This window comes from Bacilliculturomica massiliensis, assembly GCF_900605495.1.
GTDB classification, from domain to species: Bacteria; Bacillota; Clostridia; order Peptostreptococcales; family Anaerovoracaceae; genus Bacilliculturomica; species Bacilliculturomica massiliensis.
Genome location: NZ_LR027603.1, coordinates 408688 through 423758 on the forward strand (window position 1 = coordinate 408688; position 15071 = coordinate 423758).

The window sequence follows — 15071 nt, forward strand, 5'->3', positions numbered from 1 at the left end:
CCCGGGCCGGAAGGATATCCTCAATACGGAGGGAAAAATGAAGAGAAGAATCGTCTTAACTATTATTTCAATCGTTCTTGTCTGCTTCGGTGCAGCCTGCAGCTCTGGACAAAGTCTGGAGGAGTTGTTGGAGCTTGGACAAAGGTATCTGCTGGAGGAAAATTACGAAGAAGCGGTCGTGGCCTTTGAAAAAGCCATAGCTTTGGATGAAAAATGCGTGGAAGCGTATGTGGGCGCGGCCGACGCTTATGTAGGACTGGACAAGACTGACGAAGCGATACGTGTATTGGAAGCCGGGTATGAAAATACGCAGGATGAAGGTCTACTTGAAAAATTGAATGGGCTGAGACGTGCCGGTGAAGATGACTATATCGTTCAATGGCAGGATCGGGGATTTGAGAGCATGATCCGAAAACGACTGGGCAAGGAGACCGGAGACATTTTGAGGAGCGAGCTTGATGAGATCTATAGTATAACGATACTTGGAGCGACCCATTGTTTTATCAATGAGGAGGATTATTTGACTCCGGAAGGTGAGTCGATATGGAGTTTCAATTACACAGTTGGGCAGGACACTTTGCTTGCATATTACGGTTTGGGAGATGATGATGACGGCTATAAAGAAAAAGGGAATGTCTATAGCATAGCGGATATTGTTCATTTTAGAAATCTGAATTCGCTTACTGTGCTGGCAAATCATGTTTCAGATCTTACGCCCCTGCGGGACTCTGATGTAACTGTTGTGAATTTCTTCGGAAATGAGATATCGGATTTTTCAGTAATAAGTGAAAAAGGGATCGAGGTTGACAGTGGCTTTCTGGACGGACAATTTGCTGAGATCAGTGAATAGGGAAAAGGTGTGATGAAAAAAACGAAACATACGAAACAAATGAAGCTGATCTGCCTGTGTATGTCCCTTTGCCTTGTGATACTGCCGCTTTTCTCAGGGTGTTCTAAGAAGCAGACAGCGACTTTGGAAGAGCTGCTGACTTTGGGAGAACAGTATCTGCTGGAGGAAAATTACGAAGAAGCGGTCGTGGCCTTTGAGAAAGCGATAAAACTGGATGAACGTTGTGTCGCCGCATACATTGGAGCTGCGGATGCATACGCGGGATTGGGATTAACGGAAAAGGCCGCCGAGATTTTGGAAAAAGGGTTTGAGAAGACGGGAAGCGAAGAAATCAGTTTGAGACTTTCCCAAATGACAGATTCAGAATCCGATGACAATGCAAACGCGGGGACATCCGACAAGGGGGATGAACGCCGCAAGGTTTATACAGACTGTGAGATCGTGGCGTCAGGCGGCGTTGTCCCGGTGGAATTGAAGGCATTCTATTATTCTGATTATCCGCCTGCGGAAGACAATGAATACTGGACCTACTATTTGGAAGGCCTGTGGCCGGAAGGAAAGGTGGCTTACTGCTTTGAAGACTATGCTGTGAAGTGGGCGGATGATCCAGAGGCTGACCTGTCATGGCTGGGAGAGGTCAGGGATATTAATACAATTTCAAGTGAGCCGTATACGATCGAAGAGCTGATCGAAGGGGGGAGAATTTCGGAAGGCCCTCACATTTCCGCATTAGGCACCTGTGCGGGTTCTGAATATCCAGTCACTGTGATTATCGGCGTGGATCAGGCAGGAAAAGTTGTCTCTATTTTGTATGTTCGCGTGGGTGACGAAATTGGATGACGGCCTGAATAAATGAAGAGCCTACCCCCAGCGGGAGAGCTCGTGATATCCATACGATACGTTCAGGTCAGCTCCTACGGTGGCATTGCTCCCTGCGCTGTCCCATTTTACACAGCGGCTAAAGCCGCGTAAAATGGGCAACAAAGTTCTGGGGGAAAAATTTGTCACCAAAACCGTGAGTGCTCTTGTAAATTTAAGGTAAGAAAGTATAAGAGGACGACCACAGGAAATTGGCCTTATAGGGCAGGATCAAAACCATCGGTTCAACCGGTGGTTTTGATTTTATGTAAGAGCAGAGTTGTTTTCTCACTGTTAAAGTTCCGGAAACGGCAATAATATTGAGAAATGAATGGGATGACGATGGATTTGTTGCCGATAATGTGATATACTATTTAATACATTAGTATAGATATAGATTAAAAAATAACGGAGGGAATCAGATGCGATATCGCTCAGTTACTGAAACAGCAAAACAGTGGAACGTGTCGGAGCGCAGCGTCCGTAATTATTGTGCCCACGGGCGTGTGAACGGTGCATTTCTTACCGGAAAGACCTGGAATATTCCAGAGAATGCTGAAAAACCAGAACGCGTCAATAAGAAAAAAGAACGCCCCATTACTTTGCTGGATATCCTGCAGGAGGAGAAGTCGGGCAAATATGCCGGAGGCATTTATCATAAAACCCAGATCGATCTAACATATAATTCAAACCATATCGAGGGCAGCCGACTGACTCACGATCAGACCAGATATATTTTTGAAACAAATACCATTGGTGTGGAAAACGAAGTTCTGAACGTAGATGATGTAATTGAAACAGCAAATCATTTCCACTGTATTGATATGATTATAGACGATGCAAAAGCGATGCTGACGGAAAAGTTCATTAAAGAGCTTCATTTGATTTTAAAGAATGGTACCAGCGACTCCAGAAAAGATTGGTTTGCGGTAGGTGGTTACAAGAAATTGCCCAATGAAGTTGGTGGCATGGATACCCCACCTCCGGAAGATGTTGCCGATAAGATGAAAATGCTGCTGAAAGAATACAACGCAAAGGAAGAAAAAACTTTAGAAGATATTCTGGACTTCCATGCGAAGTTTGAGCGGATTCATCCATTTCAGGACGGCAATGGTCGTGTGGGCAGATTGATCATGTTTAAAGAGTGTCTAAAATACAACATTGTTCCATTTATTATTGAGGATAATTTGAAACTGTTCTATTACAGAGGGTTAAAAGAATGGGACGATGAAAAAGGCTATTTGACAGATACTTGCCTCACCGCACAGGATAAGTATAAAGGATATTTGGATTATTTTAGGATTTCTTATTAAGGGAGTCATCCCAAGGTGTTATTTTGACATTTTCGTAGATCAGAAGCAGAATTGTGGGAATCAGCAGACTTGCTTCGTGCAGGATCGAAATTGAACTTCCGATCATTACTGTATGCCGGTACCTGGTTTGATCGTTCCGAAATGTCAGAGCGGCCATCGCAGCATTGATGGGATGGATGCAGAGGTCAAAAATGATCAAAAAAAGCGTCTCGGCGAGGCGCTTTTTTAATTCATGGGAGATATGTGAACAGCGTTCCATCGCCCTGTCTTTCTGAAAGACCGGCTGAACCGCCGAGGACCGTCACCAGCCCGATGCGTCAATGTATCAGGCGAAGGCGGCAGGGAAGGACCGGGGCGCCGTCGATCACGAACCGGTCCTTCCCCAACCGGCGGAATAATCCTGTCTTGCTGTTTGTCCCAGGCATATTGGTGGTATGAGTACTCCATTAAGAAGATTTTAGCGTTAAAAATTAACACTTCGTGGAATTCCGGGGAGGTGCGTCCCATTGCCGCGATGGAATGGCCGACCGGCCGACCGATCAGAGAAAATTTCTGGAAACGTGCGATTTCATGCAACAAAATCACGCATACAAACGTCTATTCTGCATAAGTAAATAATGATGCGCAGGATTCGGTAAGGCGCTGCTGCGCCGCGCCGAGGGGGACCAGACAGCCAGTGCGGCGGTTTGCCGGCGCAGCTTGCGGGCAGTGCGTTCAGGGGAAGGTGGAACAGTGATATGAGAAGAAAAAAGGGGATTCGATTCGCGGCGGTGATGGCCGCGGTGCTCGTGGCGTTGACAGCGCTGCCGCAGGCGGCTTTTGCCGCGGTGCAGACCACACAGGAGATGCAGGCTGACGCCCTGAAATCCCTGGGGTTGTTTGAGGGAACGGCGGCGGGCTATCAGCTGCACAGGAAGCCCACGCGGATGGAGGCGGTCACGATGCTGATCCATTTGCTGGGGGAGGACAGCGCGGCCAAGGCGGGCGGCTGGAAGCATCCGTTTGCCGACGTGCCGGACTGGGCCCAGAATTACGCAGGTTACGCTTACAACAAGGGACTGTCATCCGGGGTGTCTGCAGCCGGATTCGGGAGCGACCGTGACTGCACGGAGGCGGAGTATCTGACCTTTGTGCTGCGGGCTCTGGGCTACGACGACCGCCGGGGAGATTTCGCGTGGGACAGTCCGTACGCGCTGGCCAAGCGCGTGGGTCTGATCAACACGGAGACGCCGCTGCGGCGGTTCAGCAGGGGCGACATGGTGTCGATCTCCTATAAAGCGCTGACGGCGCCGCTGTCGTCAGACACTTCCATTGCAGTGGTGGACAGTTTGGGATATAATTACGGTGTACTGAAAGATAAGCTGATCGAGAAGGGCGCTTTTACGGCTGCACAGTATATTTCCGCGACCGAAGTCTACGCTCAGGGACCGAAAACGGTGAAGGCCGTTTACCTGACTTTCGACGACGGTCCGTCGGCGAAGGTAACGCCGCGCATTCTGGCCGCGCTGGAGGAGAACGGCGTGCCGGCCACGTTTTTCGTGCTGGGCAATATGACCGAGAAAAATCCGCAGCTGGTGCGGCAGGAATATGAGGAAGGCCACAAGGTGGCGACTCACGGGTATTCCCACGACTATAAGTACCTTTATGCATCTGCGGATAATCTGCTGTCCGACATAAAAAAAGGCAACGCCGCCATCGACATGGCGCTGGGATTTCCTTATGACAACAGAGTCTTCCGTTTTCCGGGAGGATCCTACGGCAGAAGCAAGGCATTTCCGGAAGCGGTGAAGAACGCGGGATACACTTATTATGACTGGAACGCCAGCGGCGAGGACGCCACGAAAAAGAAGGGGTCCACGGCCAAGGAGATCGCAGCCAGCGCCGCGGCCACGTCAAAGGGGAAACAGGGCGATCTGATCGTGCTGTTCCACGACGCTGCCACAAAGAGCACCACGGCGGATGCACTGCCGGAGATCATCAAGTATTACCGGGATCAGGGCTACGTGTTCCGGACGCTGGAGTAGAAGTATTTCAGGTGCCTGGAAGCCGGGCTTCGCAGAGTATCAGATGCGCTGTTTCACCGCCGGAATGTTCATGGGGGCCACCGATAAGGGGGGCAGCATGTCGGCGGCAAAATGGAGACTGAGGGGCGGCAAAACAGCCGCTGCCGCCGGGACAGAGCGGCCGCAATGAGTACTGCAGCGGGGCGAGGACGGCTTAGAACGCGAAATCGCGCATAGGCAATAGATAACAGAAGACAGAGGAGAAAACAAAAGATGAAGACAGTATTTATCTGGTATCCGAAATGTACCACTTGTCAGAAGGCGAAAAAGTGGCTGGACGACAACGGCGTGGAGTATGAGGAACGTCATATCAAAGAAAATCCGCCCACGCAGGCGGAGCTGACGGAATGGCACCGCAGAAGCGGACTGCCGCTGAAACGGTTTTTCAATACCAGCGGCCTTCTCTATAAATCCATGGAGCTGAAAGATAAGCTGCCGCAGATGAGCGAGGAGGAACAGCTGGCGCTGTTGGCTACCGACGGAATGCTGGTGAAGCGTCCGCTGATCGTGAGCGAGGGTCTCGTCACCGCCGGCTTCAGGGAAAAAGATTGGGAAGCGCTGAAATAATCAGAGATCACGGTCAGACAGGAGGAAATAATGAAACTCACGGTTCTGCTGGACAACAATACCTACATCGACGAATATTATCTGGGAGAGCCGGGAGTCTCCTATTTGATCGAAGACGGAGATACGAAAATCCTCATGGATACGGGTTATTCCGGCGTGTTTCTGGACAACGCGGAAAAGCTGAAGGTGGATCTCTCGGATCTGGACGTGCTGGTGCTGTCCCACGGGCACAACGATCACACCGGCGGACTGAGCCGTTTTTTTGAGAGCGGAGACCGCAGCAGAGTAACGCTGGTGGCCCATCCTAAGGCCCTCGACCGGAAGTTCAGCGACGGGGAGGAGATCGGCAGCTTCCTGAGACGCACGGAAATTGCGGGAAAGTGCAGGCTGCTGCAGTCGCAGACGCCGCTGAAGCTGTCTGAGAGGGTGACCTGGCTGGGGGAGATTCCTCGAACGGTAGAATTTGAGGAACCCTACGCTATCGGTGAGACGGAGAGCGCCGGCGTGCGCAGACCGGATTACGTGATGGACGACAGCGCGCTGATCTACAATGGAGAAAAAGGTCTTTATGTGATTACGGGATGTTCGCACAGCGGCGTCTGCAATATTTTGGAGTACGCCATGAAGGTCAGCGGCGCCAAGCGGGTCCAGGGGCTGATCGGAGGGTTTCATCTGTTCAACGATCATTCTCCCAGAACGGCGGGGACTGTGTCGTATATCCAGAAGCTGAACATTCCCGAGCTCTATCCCTGCCATTGCACTTCTTTTGCAGTGAGGGCGTCCATCCACAGGGCGCTGCCTGTCAAAGAAGTGGGCGTGGGACTGACGCTGGTATGGGAATAGAAGGATCCCCTGGGCTGGAAACGTTCTTCCGGTGGAACCGGCGGATCTCCCGAAAAATAATGTGGTAAAGGAGCTTGAAATATGGATAGTGAAGCACAGCAGCAGGCTGCGGACGCCATCGCAAAAGATCTGGAGAAAGCCCAAGCGAATCTGATGTCTCAGTCCGCTGTGGAATTGTTGATCCGCATCGGGTTTACGGCGCTGATCGTCGTGGTCGGATACGTTATCATGAAAGTGGCGCTCCGCCTGCTGAAAAAAACGCTGGAGCACAGCAAGATGGACGCGGTGCTGCACGCCTTTTTCCTGAACAGCGCCCGGGTCGTTATGTGGATCACGATCCTTCTGACCGCGCTGAATTATATGGGCATCCCGCCCACAGCGTTTCTGACGGTGGTGGGAGCCGCGGGAGTGGCCGTGGCGCTGGCGCTGAAAGACAGCCTGGGGAATTTTGCGGGAGGCATTCTCATCATTATAACGAAGCCTTTTTCCAAAGGCGATTTTATCGAGGATCTGGAGATCTCCGGAAAAGTGCAGCAGATCGATCTGCTGTATACGACGCTGACTACTTTTGACAATAAGATCATCACGGTACCCAACGGAAAGCTGGCAAATTCTACGATCGTGAATTATACCAGAGCGGACCGCCGGCGGGTGGATTGTCAGTTTACCATAGGATACGAGGCGGAGATCGCCCACGCCAAGGATATTTTGCTGGCCATCGCCGAATCGGACGACCGGATCTTCAGGGAGCCGGAGCCGGTGGTTGGCGTGGCGGAGCTGGGCTCCAGTTCTGTGGTGATGGATTTCAAGGTCTGGTGCAGCACGGACGATTACTGGGATGTGCTCTATTTTATACAGGAACAGGTAAAGCTGGCCTTTGACGAGGCGGGGATCAACATTCCATATCCGCAGATGGATGTGCACATCAGACGTACAAAAAAGTGAAAATTATTTGTGAAAAAACTTCCGCGCTGTCGCTTGACAAAGTGCGGAATCTCGTGCTATGATAGAAAAAATTTGTGCAAAAGCGAGAGGTACGATTGTGATGATGAAGGGAAAAGTGAAAGTAAAGAGCAAAGTGGAAAGCCTTTTCTGCAATGGTCTTATTGTCACCCTTTTTCACCGTTCCGTTATCGTTCCTTTTGTTCAATGACTTTTCGTCTCCCTTTATTGGGAGACTTTTTTTATGTCCGGTGGGCGCGGGGGAAGGTGGGAGCCATGAGGCCCCTGGGCGGAACTGCAGCGCTGCGCCGGCGGTAGTGAAAGGAGAGAAATAAATGTTAGCAGGAAGAAGTTTACTGGAACCTATGGATTTTACTGTTGAGGAGATGGATGAGATATTCGCTCTGGCGGACCGTATCATCGATGATCCGAAAAAATATGCTCACGCGTGCGACGGCAAGCTGCTGGCCACGCTTTTCTATGAACCCAGCACGAGAACGCGTTTCAGCTTCGAGGCGGCAATGCTGCGCCTGGGCGGCCAGGTGATCGGTTTCTCCGAGCCCAATTCCAGCTCGGCGGCCAAGGGCGAGAGCATTGCGGATACCATCCGCACGATCGCCTGCTACGCGGATATCGCCGCCATGAGACATCCGAAGGAAGGCGCGCCGAAGGTAGCGGCCAGATCGGCGGGAATTCCCGTGATTAACGCGGGAGACGGCGGACATCAGCACCCCACCCAGACGCTGACCGACCTGCTGACCATTCACAGAGAGAGAGGCAGCTTTGAGAATATGACCATCGGCCTCTGCGGCGACCTGAAATTTGGAAGGACCGTGCATTCTCTCATCAAGGCGCTGTCCCGCTACGAGAACGTGAAGTTCGTACTGATCTCGCCGGAAGAACTTCGGGTGCCGGAGTATGTCAGACGGGAGGTCCTGGAGAAGAACAATATTCCGTACAGAGAAGTGGAACGGATGCAGGAGGTCCTGCCGGAGCTGGATCTGCTGTACATGACAAGAATTCAGAGAGAGCGATTCTTCAATGAAGAGGACTATGTGAGACTGAAGGACAGCTACATACTGGATGCGGAAAAGATGGAGCTGGGCAAGGAAAATATGATGGTTCTCCACCCGCTGCCGAGAGTGAACGAGATCGCCGTAGAAGTGGACAAGGATCCCAGAGCGCTGTACTTCAAGCAGGCGAAATACGGTATGTTCGTGCGCATGGCACTGATCATGAGCCTGCTGGGGATCGAAGGCTAGAGGGCGGAAGTACCGGGACGGCAGCCGGCATGAATACGGAAATTTTTTACGCCGGGCCGCAAACAGGCGGCGGGCGGTAACCATAGACAGGAGGACGAAAATGGTAGTTATCAACAGTATCGAAAAAGGAATCGTAATCGACCATATCAAGGCGGGCAATGGGGCAAAGATCCTGAATTACCTGAACATCGACACGGCAAAATATTCTGTGGCGTTTCTCATGAATGCCAGCAGCAATCAGTTCGGGAAAAAGGACGTGATCAAGATCGATAAGGTAACGGATATCGACCTGGCTGTTCTGGGTCTCATCAATCCGGACTGCACGGTGAACATCATTGAAGATCACGTGATCGTGAAAAAGATCAAACCTACGCTGCCGGAGACAGTCTCCAACGTCATCAAGTGCAAGAACCCCAGATGCGTGACCTCCGTGGAGGCCAACGCGCCGCATATTTTCCACCTGATCAACCCGGAGACCAGGGAGTATCAGTGCGAATACTGCGACGATATCGTGAGCATGAAGGGCGACAATCTGGACGCGATCCTGCGCAAATAACGGGCTGAAAACGGCGAAACGGCGGGAGTGAAGTTGTCAACATCTCAGCCTGAATAGTGACAGACGGCAGCGGAGCTCTGAATGGGGGGGAGCGGAATGCCGGCCTGCAGCGGAGCAGGTCTGAATTGCGGCCCGCATCCACGCGAGGGGCAATTCCGGCCCGCATGAGCGCGAGGAGCAGCGCCGGTCCGCATGAACGCGGGTCGGTCTGCTCCCTGGAGCTGTGAAAAGGAGCTGTGAAAAGTCGGAGCGGTTTTTGTGCGATAAAGAAGGGAACAATCTATGATAGATCAGCTGATAGCAAAAATTAAGGAAACGGGAAATCCTTCCGTGGTGGGACTTGATCCGGCGTATGCCATGATACCGGCTTATATCCGCAGGGAGATGACCGAGACGTGGGGCAAGACGCCGAAGGCGGTGGGCGAAATGTTTTTCGCCTTTAATAAGGCCATCATCGACGCGGTGGCGGATCTGATCCCGGCGGTAAAGCCGCAGATCGCCATGTACGAGAGATACGGTCTTGAGGGGCTTTCCGCTTATATCCGGACGGCTGAATACGCCAGGGAAAAGGGACTGGTCGTCATCGGGGATATCAAGAGGGGCGATATTTCATCCACGGCGGAAGCCTACGCCGCCCACATCGGGGGCGCGGAGATAGAGGGAGAGAGCTTTGACCTCTGGAAGGAAGACTTCATTACCGTAAATCCATATTTCGGCATTGACGGCATCCGGCCGTTTCTGACGCCCTGTCAGGAGCAGAATAAGGGGATCTTCATTTTGGTAAAGACCAGCAACCCCGGCAGCGGTCAGCTGCAGGACAGGCTTGTGGACGGAGAACCGCTGTACTGCAGAGTGGCGGATCTGGTCAACGAATGGGGCGCCGAGGCCATGGGCGCCTGCGGCTACAGCAAAGTCGGCGCGGTGGTGGGAGCGACCCATCCAAGGCAGGGAGTGGAACTGAGAGAGCGCATGCCTCACATCTTTTTCCTGGTTCCCGGCTACGGAGCCCAGGGCGGCAAGGGCGCGGATCTGAAGGGTTATTTTGATAAGGACGGCCTGGGGATCATCGTGAATTCATCCAGAGGGATCATTGCGGCTTACCAGAAGGACGCGGATTTCGCAGGGCCGGAGGAGGTTGGACCGGAGTTTGCGGAGGCGTCCCGCAGAGCGGTCATCGCCATGAAGGAAGATTTACAGAACGCAGTCTAAATGGTACAATAAAAGAAATGCGGGCGAAAAGCGGCCGGACCTTTCAGGCGCGATCAGGGAAACAGCGATCGCGGCGGGCGGAAGGGATGGCCGCTTTTACTGTATGCGCGGCTCTGCGGCGCATCGGGCAAAGAACGGGCAAGCCTGATATGCAGAGGGCAGAAGGCAGTTTGACGCCGGCTATTTTGGGTAAAAATAGGCATAGAAACGTTTGAACGGAGCCACAGCAAAACGCTGGACTTGAGCGACCGGCCCGCAGAGCGGACGGATTTGGTTCGCAGCAGGGCTGGGTTTGATGGGAAGGACGGACAGGTTCGGTCCACAGGGCCGCCGGTACCCGTCCGCGGCGGCTGCGGTCTGTACAGCCGCAAGCGGAGAAGGAGGATAAGAGAGTGCAGGATACCATGGATAAAAAACGAATATTGACCGGCATAGTGCTGGAAAACGATGAGATCGCCGCAGGAGTATACAAGATGACGGTGGAATCGGTGGACGGCGCGCCTCTGGCAAAGCCGGGACAGTTTGTGAATGTATACACGAAGGACGCGTCGCTGCTTCTGCCGCGGCCGATCAGCATCTGTTTTTCCGACGGCGCGGAGCTGACGCTGGTGTACGGCGTGGTGGGAAAGGGCACGGAGGAGTTTTCTACTTATAAGAGGGGCGACGAGGTACGCCACTCCATGCCCCAGGGAAACGGCTATGATCTGGACGCGGTAAAGCCCGGACAGAAAGCCATGCTGCTGGGAGGAGGCATCGGCGTGCCGCCGCTTCTGAGTCTCTGTTATGAGCTGACTGCCAGAGAGATCTCAGTCACGGCCGTCATCGGCTTTAAGGATGAGCCGTTCCTGATCAAGCCCTTGCTGAAAGCAGGCGCGGATCTGTATGTGGCCACCGACTCCGGCGCCGTGGGCTTCAAGGGAACAGTGCTCGACGTTCTGAAGAACGAGAATTTGAAAGGGGACGCATATTTCGCATGCGGGCCGCGGGTGATGCTGAAAGCCGTGACGGAGCATGTGCTGGCGGAAGGCCGGGACATTCAGGTCTCCATGGAAGAACGCATGGGCTGCGGATACGGAGCCTGTGTGGGCTGCGTCTGCGATATTCAGGAAAAGTCCGGAGCTGGGCCGGCCTCGGCGGCAGGCGGGGAGACGATCGTGAAGAAGAAAGTGTGTAAGGACGGACCGGTATTCTGGGGAAGCGAGGTGGTCTGGGATGGAAAATAGCAGGAAAGGACCGGATCTGCGGGTGAATATCGCAGGGATCGAATGGAAAAATCCTGTCACCACGGCGTCGGGGACGTTTTCGCCGCGGGAGAGCGGGGAGTACTACGATCTCAGCCGTCTGGGAGCGGTGACGACGAAGGGCGTGGCCAATGTGCCCTGGCAGGGCAATCCCACGCCCCGCATCGCGGAGACTTACGGCGGTATGCTGAATGCCGTGGGCTTGCAGAATCCAGGGGCGGAGTATTTTATACGGGAAGAGGTACCGTATCTGCGGCAGTTTGACACGAAGATCATCGCTAACGTGGCGGGCCACACTGTTGAGGAGTACTGCGAGACGGCGGAGCGGCTTTCCGAGACGGACGTGGACATGCTGGAGATCAATATTTCCTGCCCCAACGTAAAGGAAGGCGGCATCGGTTTCGGCACAGATCCGCAGATGGCGGCCGCTGTGACCCGGGAGGTAAAGAAAGTATCGAAAAAACCGGTCGTCATCAAGCTGACTCCCAATGTGACGGATATCGCGGAGATCGCCAGAGCGGTGGAGGCGGAAGGGGCGGACGCCATCTGTCTCATCAATACGCTGCTTGGCATGCGCATCGACGTGAGAAGGGGCCGGACAGTGCTTGCCAACAGGACCGGCGGCTTTTCCGGTCCTGCCATCAAACCGGTGGCCGTTCGGATGGTCTATCAGGTCAGACGGGCGGTCAGCGTCCCGATCATCGGTCTGGGCGGCATTATGACAGGGGAAGACGCAGCGGAGTTCATTATGGCCGGAGCAGACGCGGTGGCCGTGGGAACGGCGGCGCTGATCGATCCCGCGGCGCCGGTGAAAATTCTGGACCAGCTTACGGTCTATATGGAGGAAATGGGTTTTCAGTCGGTGAGCGAGATCAGAGAATACTTCAGAGATTGATAAAACGTAATAGAGACGTCCGGGCGGTAAAGCAAGATTGCGCATTGCCCGCGGCGTCTCTTTTTAAATATAGGAAATATCGTCCGCTGATATTTCTGTATGTTTCAAAAAAATCCACCTTGTGAAAGTGAGCCCGCAGGGCGGATATGTTTCCGATGGAAACTTTTTTTATTATGCGGGAAATATGGCGAAGCTATATTAACAAGATAACAAAAAGATTACCCTGTGAAAGTAAGCCCGCAGGGCGGATCACGTTTCTAAAGGGAACGATTTTATCCTGCGGCAGATCAGGAATCACAGAAGGAGATCTTTTTTTTCGCCGAAGGTGCGAGAAATCCGATGAGCGCTGCGTTATATAAAGTGTAAGAGCTTTTACGAAAAAGAAAGACGGGTTGTTCCGGATCAACTGTGGAGCTGTGAAAAGATCGGCGAAAGAAGGAAGGGATCCAATGGATATTGTAATAGAAGAGATCAGGAGGATGAGAGAGGGAGACGAGGATGCGCTGGAGCGGATCATTGACCGTTATCTTCCGCTGGTCAAGGGGGTGACCGCCAGGGTCTTGGGACCGCTGGGGCAGAAGGAAATGGTTGGAGAGTGCGTCAACGACGTCTTTTTCTCCGTCTGGCGAAACATTGGGAAATTCAAAGGTCAGGAGGAGTCGGATTTTCGCAGATGGCTGTGCGCTGTGGCGAAGTACAGGGCGGTGGACGCTTACCGTATTGCGGTCAGGGACCTGCGGACAGCGGAAGGGGGGCTGGCGGGTCCGGCAGAGAACGGGGCGGGAAGGGATGAGACGGCCCGGCGAGAGACGGACAGACGAGAAGCGGCCATGCGTGAACGATCGGCAGAAGAGACGGCCATACTGCAGGAGGACCGACGGGAACTGGAGTCGCTGATGAAGCTGCTTTCAAGGGAAGACCGGCAGATTTTTATCATGAAATTCTTTTGGGGAATGCAAAGCGCAGAGATCGCGGAGCGGACGGGACTTTCTCAGACGGCGGTAGACAACCGGGTGAGCAGGGGCAGAAAGCGGCTGCGGCAGGAGAGGCAAAAACGGGAGACGGAAGGAGCGGGAAGATGAGAGATGAGAGAGAAAAAAAGATAGATAAGTTCGGCGAGACTGTAGAGGATATTTACGATATGTTCAACGACATAGAGCTGGATGAGGATGAGTTCTGCGAGCTGCCTGCGGACGATCTTGAGCGGGAGCGCGTCAAACGACAGGTAAGAGCGCGTATCGCGGCACAGCGGGAGAACAGGGAGGATTCGGCGGCCTGCGAAACATGGGGCGCCCGGACTCTGCCTGAGACCGGAAACGGACTGAGCGGAATTGGAGATCAGGGGAGCGCTCTGGGCAGAAAACAAAAACGGATCGGGCGCCGGCGGGGCGCCATGGCGGCGGCTGCCTGCATGGCTCTGATCCTCTGCGTGGGCGGCTTCGGTCTGGCCATGCCGGCATATGCCAGAGAAATGCCGCTGGTGGGAGATATTTTTCGCTACCTGGACGAGGGCCGTACCGGCCGGTACGATCATTACAAGGAGAGCGCCGTTGAAATTGGCATTACCCGGGAGGCGAAAGGGGTCAGCGTTACGTTGGAGGACGGCGTATTTGACGGCTCCACGCTGTATCTCACTTATTCCGTACGCACGGATAGGGATTGGGGAAAACGGCTGTGGCTGGATACAGACCTGGAATTTCCGGGGGGACTGGGTATTCAGGGCTGGGGCGGCACCAAGGATATACAGGCCGTGAAGGAACAGGGGGAAGGCGTGTACGTGGGAATGGAGGCCATCTCCTTTGACCGCAATTCGCAGGAACCGCTGGAAACGCTGCCCTTTACCTGGGTGGTGAGCGGATTCGAGGGAATGGGCGGAGATGGAGAGACCGTCTTGCGGGAGAAATGCAGTCTGCATTTCAACGTAGAGCTGAGCGCTTTGAGCGGAAATGAAGAGGAACTGTCCCTCTCCGGGCGGGAAATGGTACGGGGACTGGAGATATCTCCGAAGCGTCTGATACGGACTGATGCGAATACGATTTTGATCTACGGCGTACAGGCCTCCGTGGACACTTACGATAACGCCAGAGTCAGCTGGGAGATCGCCGACGATCTGGGTAACGTCTACCCGGCGGAAGCGTTGGGAGGTACCGCACGGGATCAGGGGAACGAAAAGATCGGGCAGGACATCATCGGATTCGGCGCAGTGGATCCGAAAGCAAAAATGCTGCTGCTCCGTCCCACCGCCTACTACGCGGGGGTGGATGAGAACGGCGAACGGATCTGGAACAACGACGAAGGATTTGGATTCGGGCCGGAGGGGTTCGAGATCGTGCTGAAATAGCCGAATCTCCGCGCGCTTCGCCAGCGGATCTGCCCGCTGCGCCGGGTTCCGCTGCGAATTGGCTCAGCGGAAGGATGTCTCTGGCATGATAGCATATCCTGGGGATAACGTACCTCTGGAGAAAGACATGG

Annotated in this window: 14 protein-coding genes; all 14 read left to right on the forward strand. The window is 53.6% G+C overall.

Annotated features, from left to right (window positions below):
* Window positions 1-37 precede the first annotated feature (37 nt).
* On the forward strand, window positions 38-850 hold the full coding sequence (locus E0E37_RS11440; protein ID WP_130863170.1) for a tetratricopeptide repeat protein: 813 nt from the start codon (window positions 38-40) through the stop codon (window positions 848-850).
* Window positions 851-973: 123 nt separating this feature from the next.
* A complete protein-coding gene (locus E0E37_RS11445; RefSeq protein WP_165445331.1) occupies window positions 974-1690 on the forward strand; it encodes a tetratricopeptide repeat protein in 717 nt (238 codons plus the stop codon).
* Between the two features lie 440 nt (window positions 1691-2130).
* Window positions 2131-3021: a Fic family protein gene (locus E0E37_RS11450; protein WP_130863172.1), complete on the forward strand. Its 891-nt coding sequence runs from the start codon at window positions 2131-2133 to the stop codon at window positions 3019-3021.
* Window positions 3022-3758: 737 nt separating this feature from the next.
* On the forward strand, window positions 3759-5045 hold the full coding sequence (locus tag E0E37_RS11455) for a polysaccharide deacetylase family protein (RefSeq protein WP_130863173.1): 1287 nt from the start codon (window positions 3759-3761) through the stop codon (window positions 5043-5045).
* A gap of 252 nt (window positions 5046-5297) precedes the next feature.
* A complete protein-coding gene (locus E0E37_RS11460; RefSeq protein ID WP_130863174.1) occupies window positions 5298-5651 on the forward strand; it encodes an arsenate reductase family protein in 354 nt (117 codons plus the stop codon).
* A gap of 30 nt (window positions 5652-5681) precedes the next feature.
* Window positions 5682-6494: an MBL fold metallo-hydrolase gene (locus tag E0E37_RS11465; RefSeq protein WP_130863175.1), complete on the forward strand. Its 813-nt coding sequence runs from the start codon at window positions 5682-5684 to the stop codon at window positions 6492-6494.
* An 81-nt stretch (window positions 6495-6575) separates the two neighbouring features.
* Entirely contained in the window at window positions 6576-7439 is an 864-nt protein-coding gene (locus E0E37_RS11470; RefSeq protein ID WP_130863176.1) for a mechanosensitive ion channel family protein, read from the forward strand.
* Window positions 7440-7771: 332 nt separating this feature from the next.
* Window positions 7772-8698 (forward strand): aspartate carbamoyltransferase, encoded by a 927-nt coding sequence (gene pyrB / locus E0E37_RS11475; protein ID WP_130863177.1) that lies wholly within the window; start codon window positions 7772-7774, stop codon window positions 8696-8698.
* A gap of 100 nt (window positions 8699-8798) precedes the next feature.
* Window positions 8799-9254 carry an aspartate carbamoyltransferase regulatory subunit gene (locus E0E37_RS11480; protein ID WP_130863178.1) on the forward strand — a complete coding sequence of 152 codons (456 nt, stop codon included), beginning with the start codon at window positions 8799-8801 and terminating at the stop codon, window positions 9252-9254.
* A 282-nt stretch (window positions 9255-9536) separates the two neighbouring features.
* The gene (gene pyrF / locus E0E37_RS11485) at window positions 9537-10463 is read left to right on the forward strand and encodes an orotidine-5'-phosphate decarboxylase (RefSeq protein WP_130863179.1); all 927 of its coding nucleotides are present in this window, start codon (window positions 9537-9539) and stop codon (window positions 10461-10463) included.
* 392 nt (window positions 10464-10855) lie between these two features.
* Entirely contained in the window at window positions 10856-11686 is an 831-nt protein-coding gene (locus tag E0E37_RS11490; RefSeq protein ID WP_246019711.1) for a dihydroorotate dehydrogenase electron transfer subunit, read from the forward strand.
* Window positions 11676-12599, forward strand: a complete 924-nt coding sequence (locus E0E37_RS11495) for a dihydroorotate dehydrogenase (protein ID WP_130863180.1) — start codon at window positions 11676-11678, stop codon at window positions 12597-12599. Before E0E37_RS11490 ends, E0E37_RS11495 begins: the two co-directional genes overlap by 11 nt.
* A 449-nt stretch (window positions 12600-13048) precedes the next feature.
* Complete coding sequence (locus E0E37_RS11500; protein WP_130863181.1) at window positions 13049-13681, forward strand: sigma-70 family RNA polymerase sigma factor; 633 nt, start codon at window positions 13049-13051, stop codon at window positions 13679-13681.
* Window positions 13678-14940: a DUF4179 domain-containing protein gene (locus E0E37_RS11505; protein WP_130863182.1), complete on the forward strand. Its 1263-nt coding sequence runs from the start codon at window positions 13678-13680 to the stop codon at window positions 14938-14940. Before E0E37_RS11500 ends, E0E37_RS11505 begins: the two co-directional genes overlap by 4 nt.
* Window positions 14941-15071: the final 131 nt, after the last annotated feature.

Coding starts and splice junctions, on each gene's coding strand:
- E0E37_RS11440 (WP_130863170.1), top strand. CDS start 38: ATGAAGAGAAGAATCGTCTTAACTATTATTTCAATCGTTCTTGTCTGC.
- E0E37_RS11450 (WP_130863172.1), top strand. CDS start 2,131: ATGCGATATCGCTCAGTTACTGAAACAGCAAAACAGTGGAACGTGTCG.
- E0E37_RS11455 (WP_130863173.1), top strand. CDS start 3,759: ATGAGAAGAAAAAAGGGGATTCGATTCGCGGCGGTGATGGCCGCGGTG.
- E0E37_RS11460 (WP_130863174.1), top strand. CDS start 5,298: ATGAAGACAGTATTTATCTGGTATCCGAAATGTACCACTTGTCAGAAG.
- E0E37_RS11465 (WP_130863175.1), top strand. CDS start 5,682: ATGAAACTCACGGTTCTGCTGGACAACAATACCTACATCGACGAATAT.
- E0E37_RS11470 (WP_130863176.1), top strand. CDS start 6,576: ATGGATAGTGAAGCACAGCAGCAGGCTGCGGACGCCATCGCAAAAGAT.
- pyrB (WP_130863177.1), top strand. CDS start 7,772: ATGTTAGCAGGAAGAAGTTTACTGGAACCTATGGATTTTACTGTTGAG.
- E0E37_RS11480 (WP_130863178.1), top strand. CDS start 8,799: ATGGTAGTTATCAACAGTATCGAAAAAGGAATCGTAATCGACCATATC.
- pyrF (WP_130863179.1), top strand. CDS start 9,537: ATGATAGATCAGCTGATAGCAAAAATTAAGGAAACGGGAAATCCTTCC.
- E0E37_RS11495 (WP_130863180.1), top strand. CDS start 11,676: ATGGAAAATAGCAGGAAAGGACCGGATCTGCGGGTGAATATCGCAGGG.
- E0E37_RS11500 (WP_130863181.1), top strand. CDS start 13,049: ATGGATATTGTAATAGAAGAGATCAGGAGGATGAGAGAGGGAGACGAG.
- E0E37_RS11505 (WP_130863182.1), top strand. CDS start 13,678: ATGAGAGATGAGAGAGAAAAAAAGATAGATAAGTTCGGCGAGACTGTA.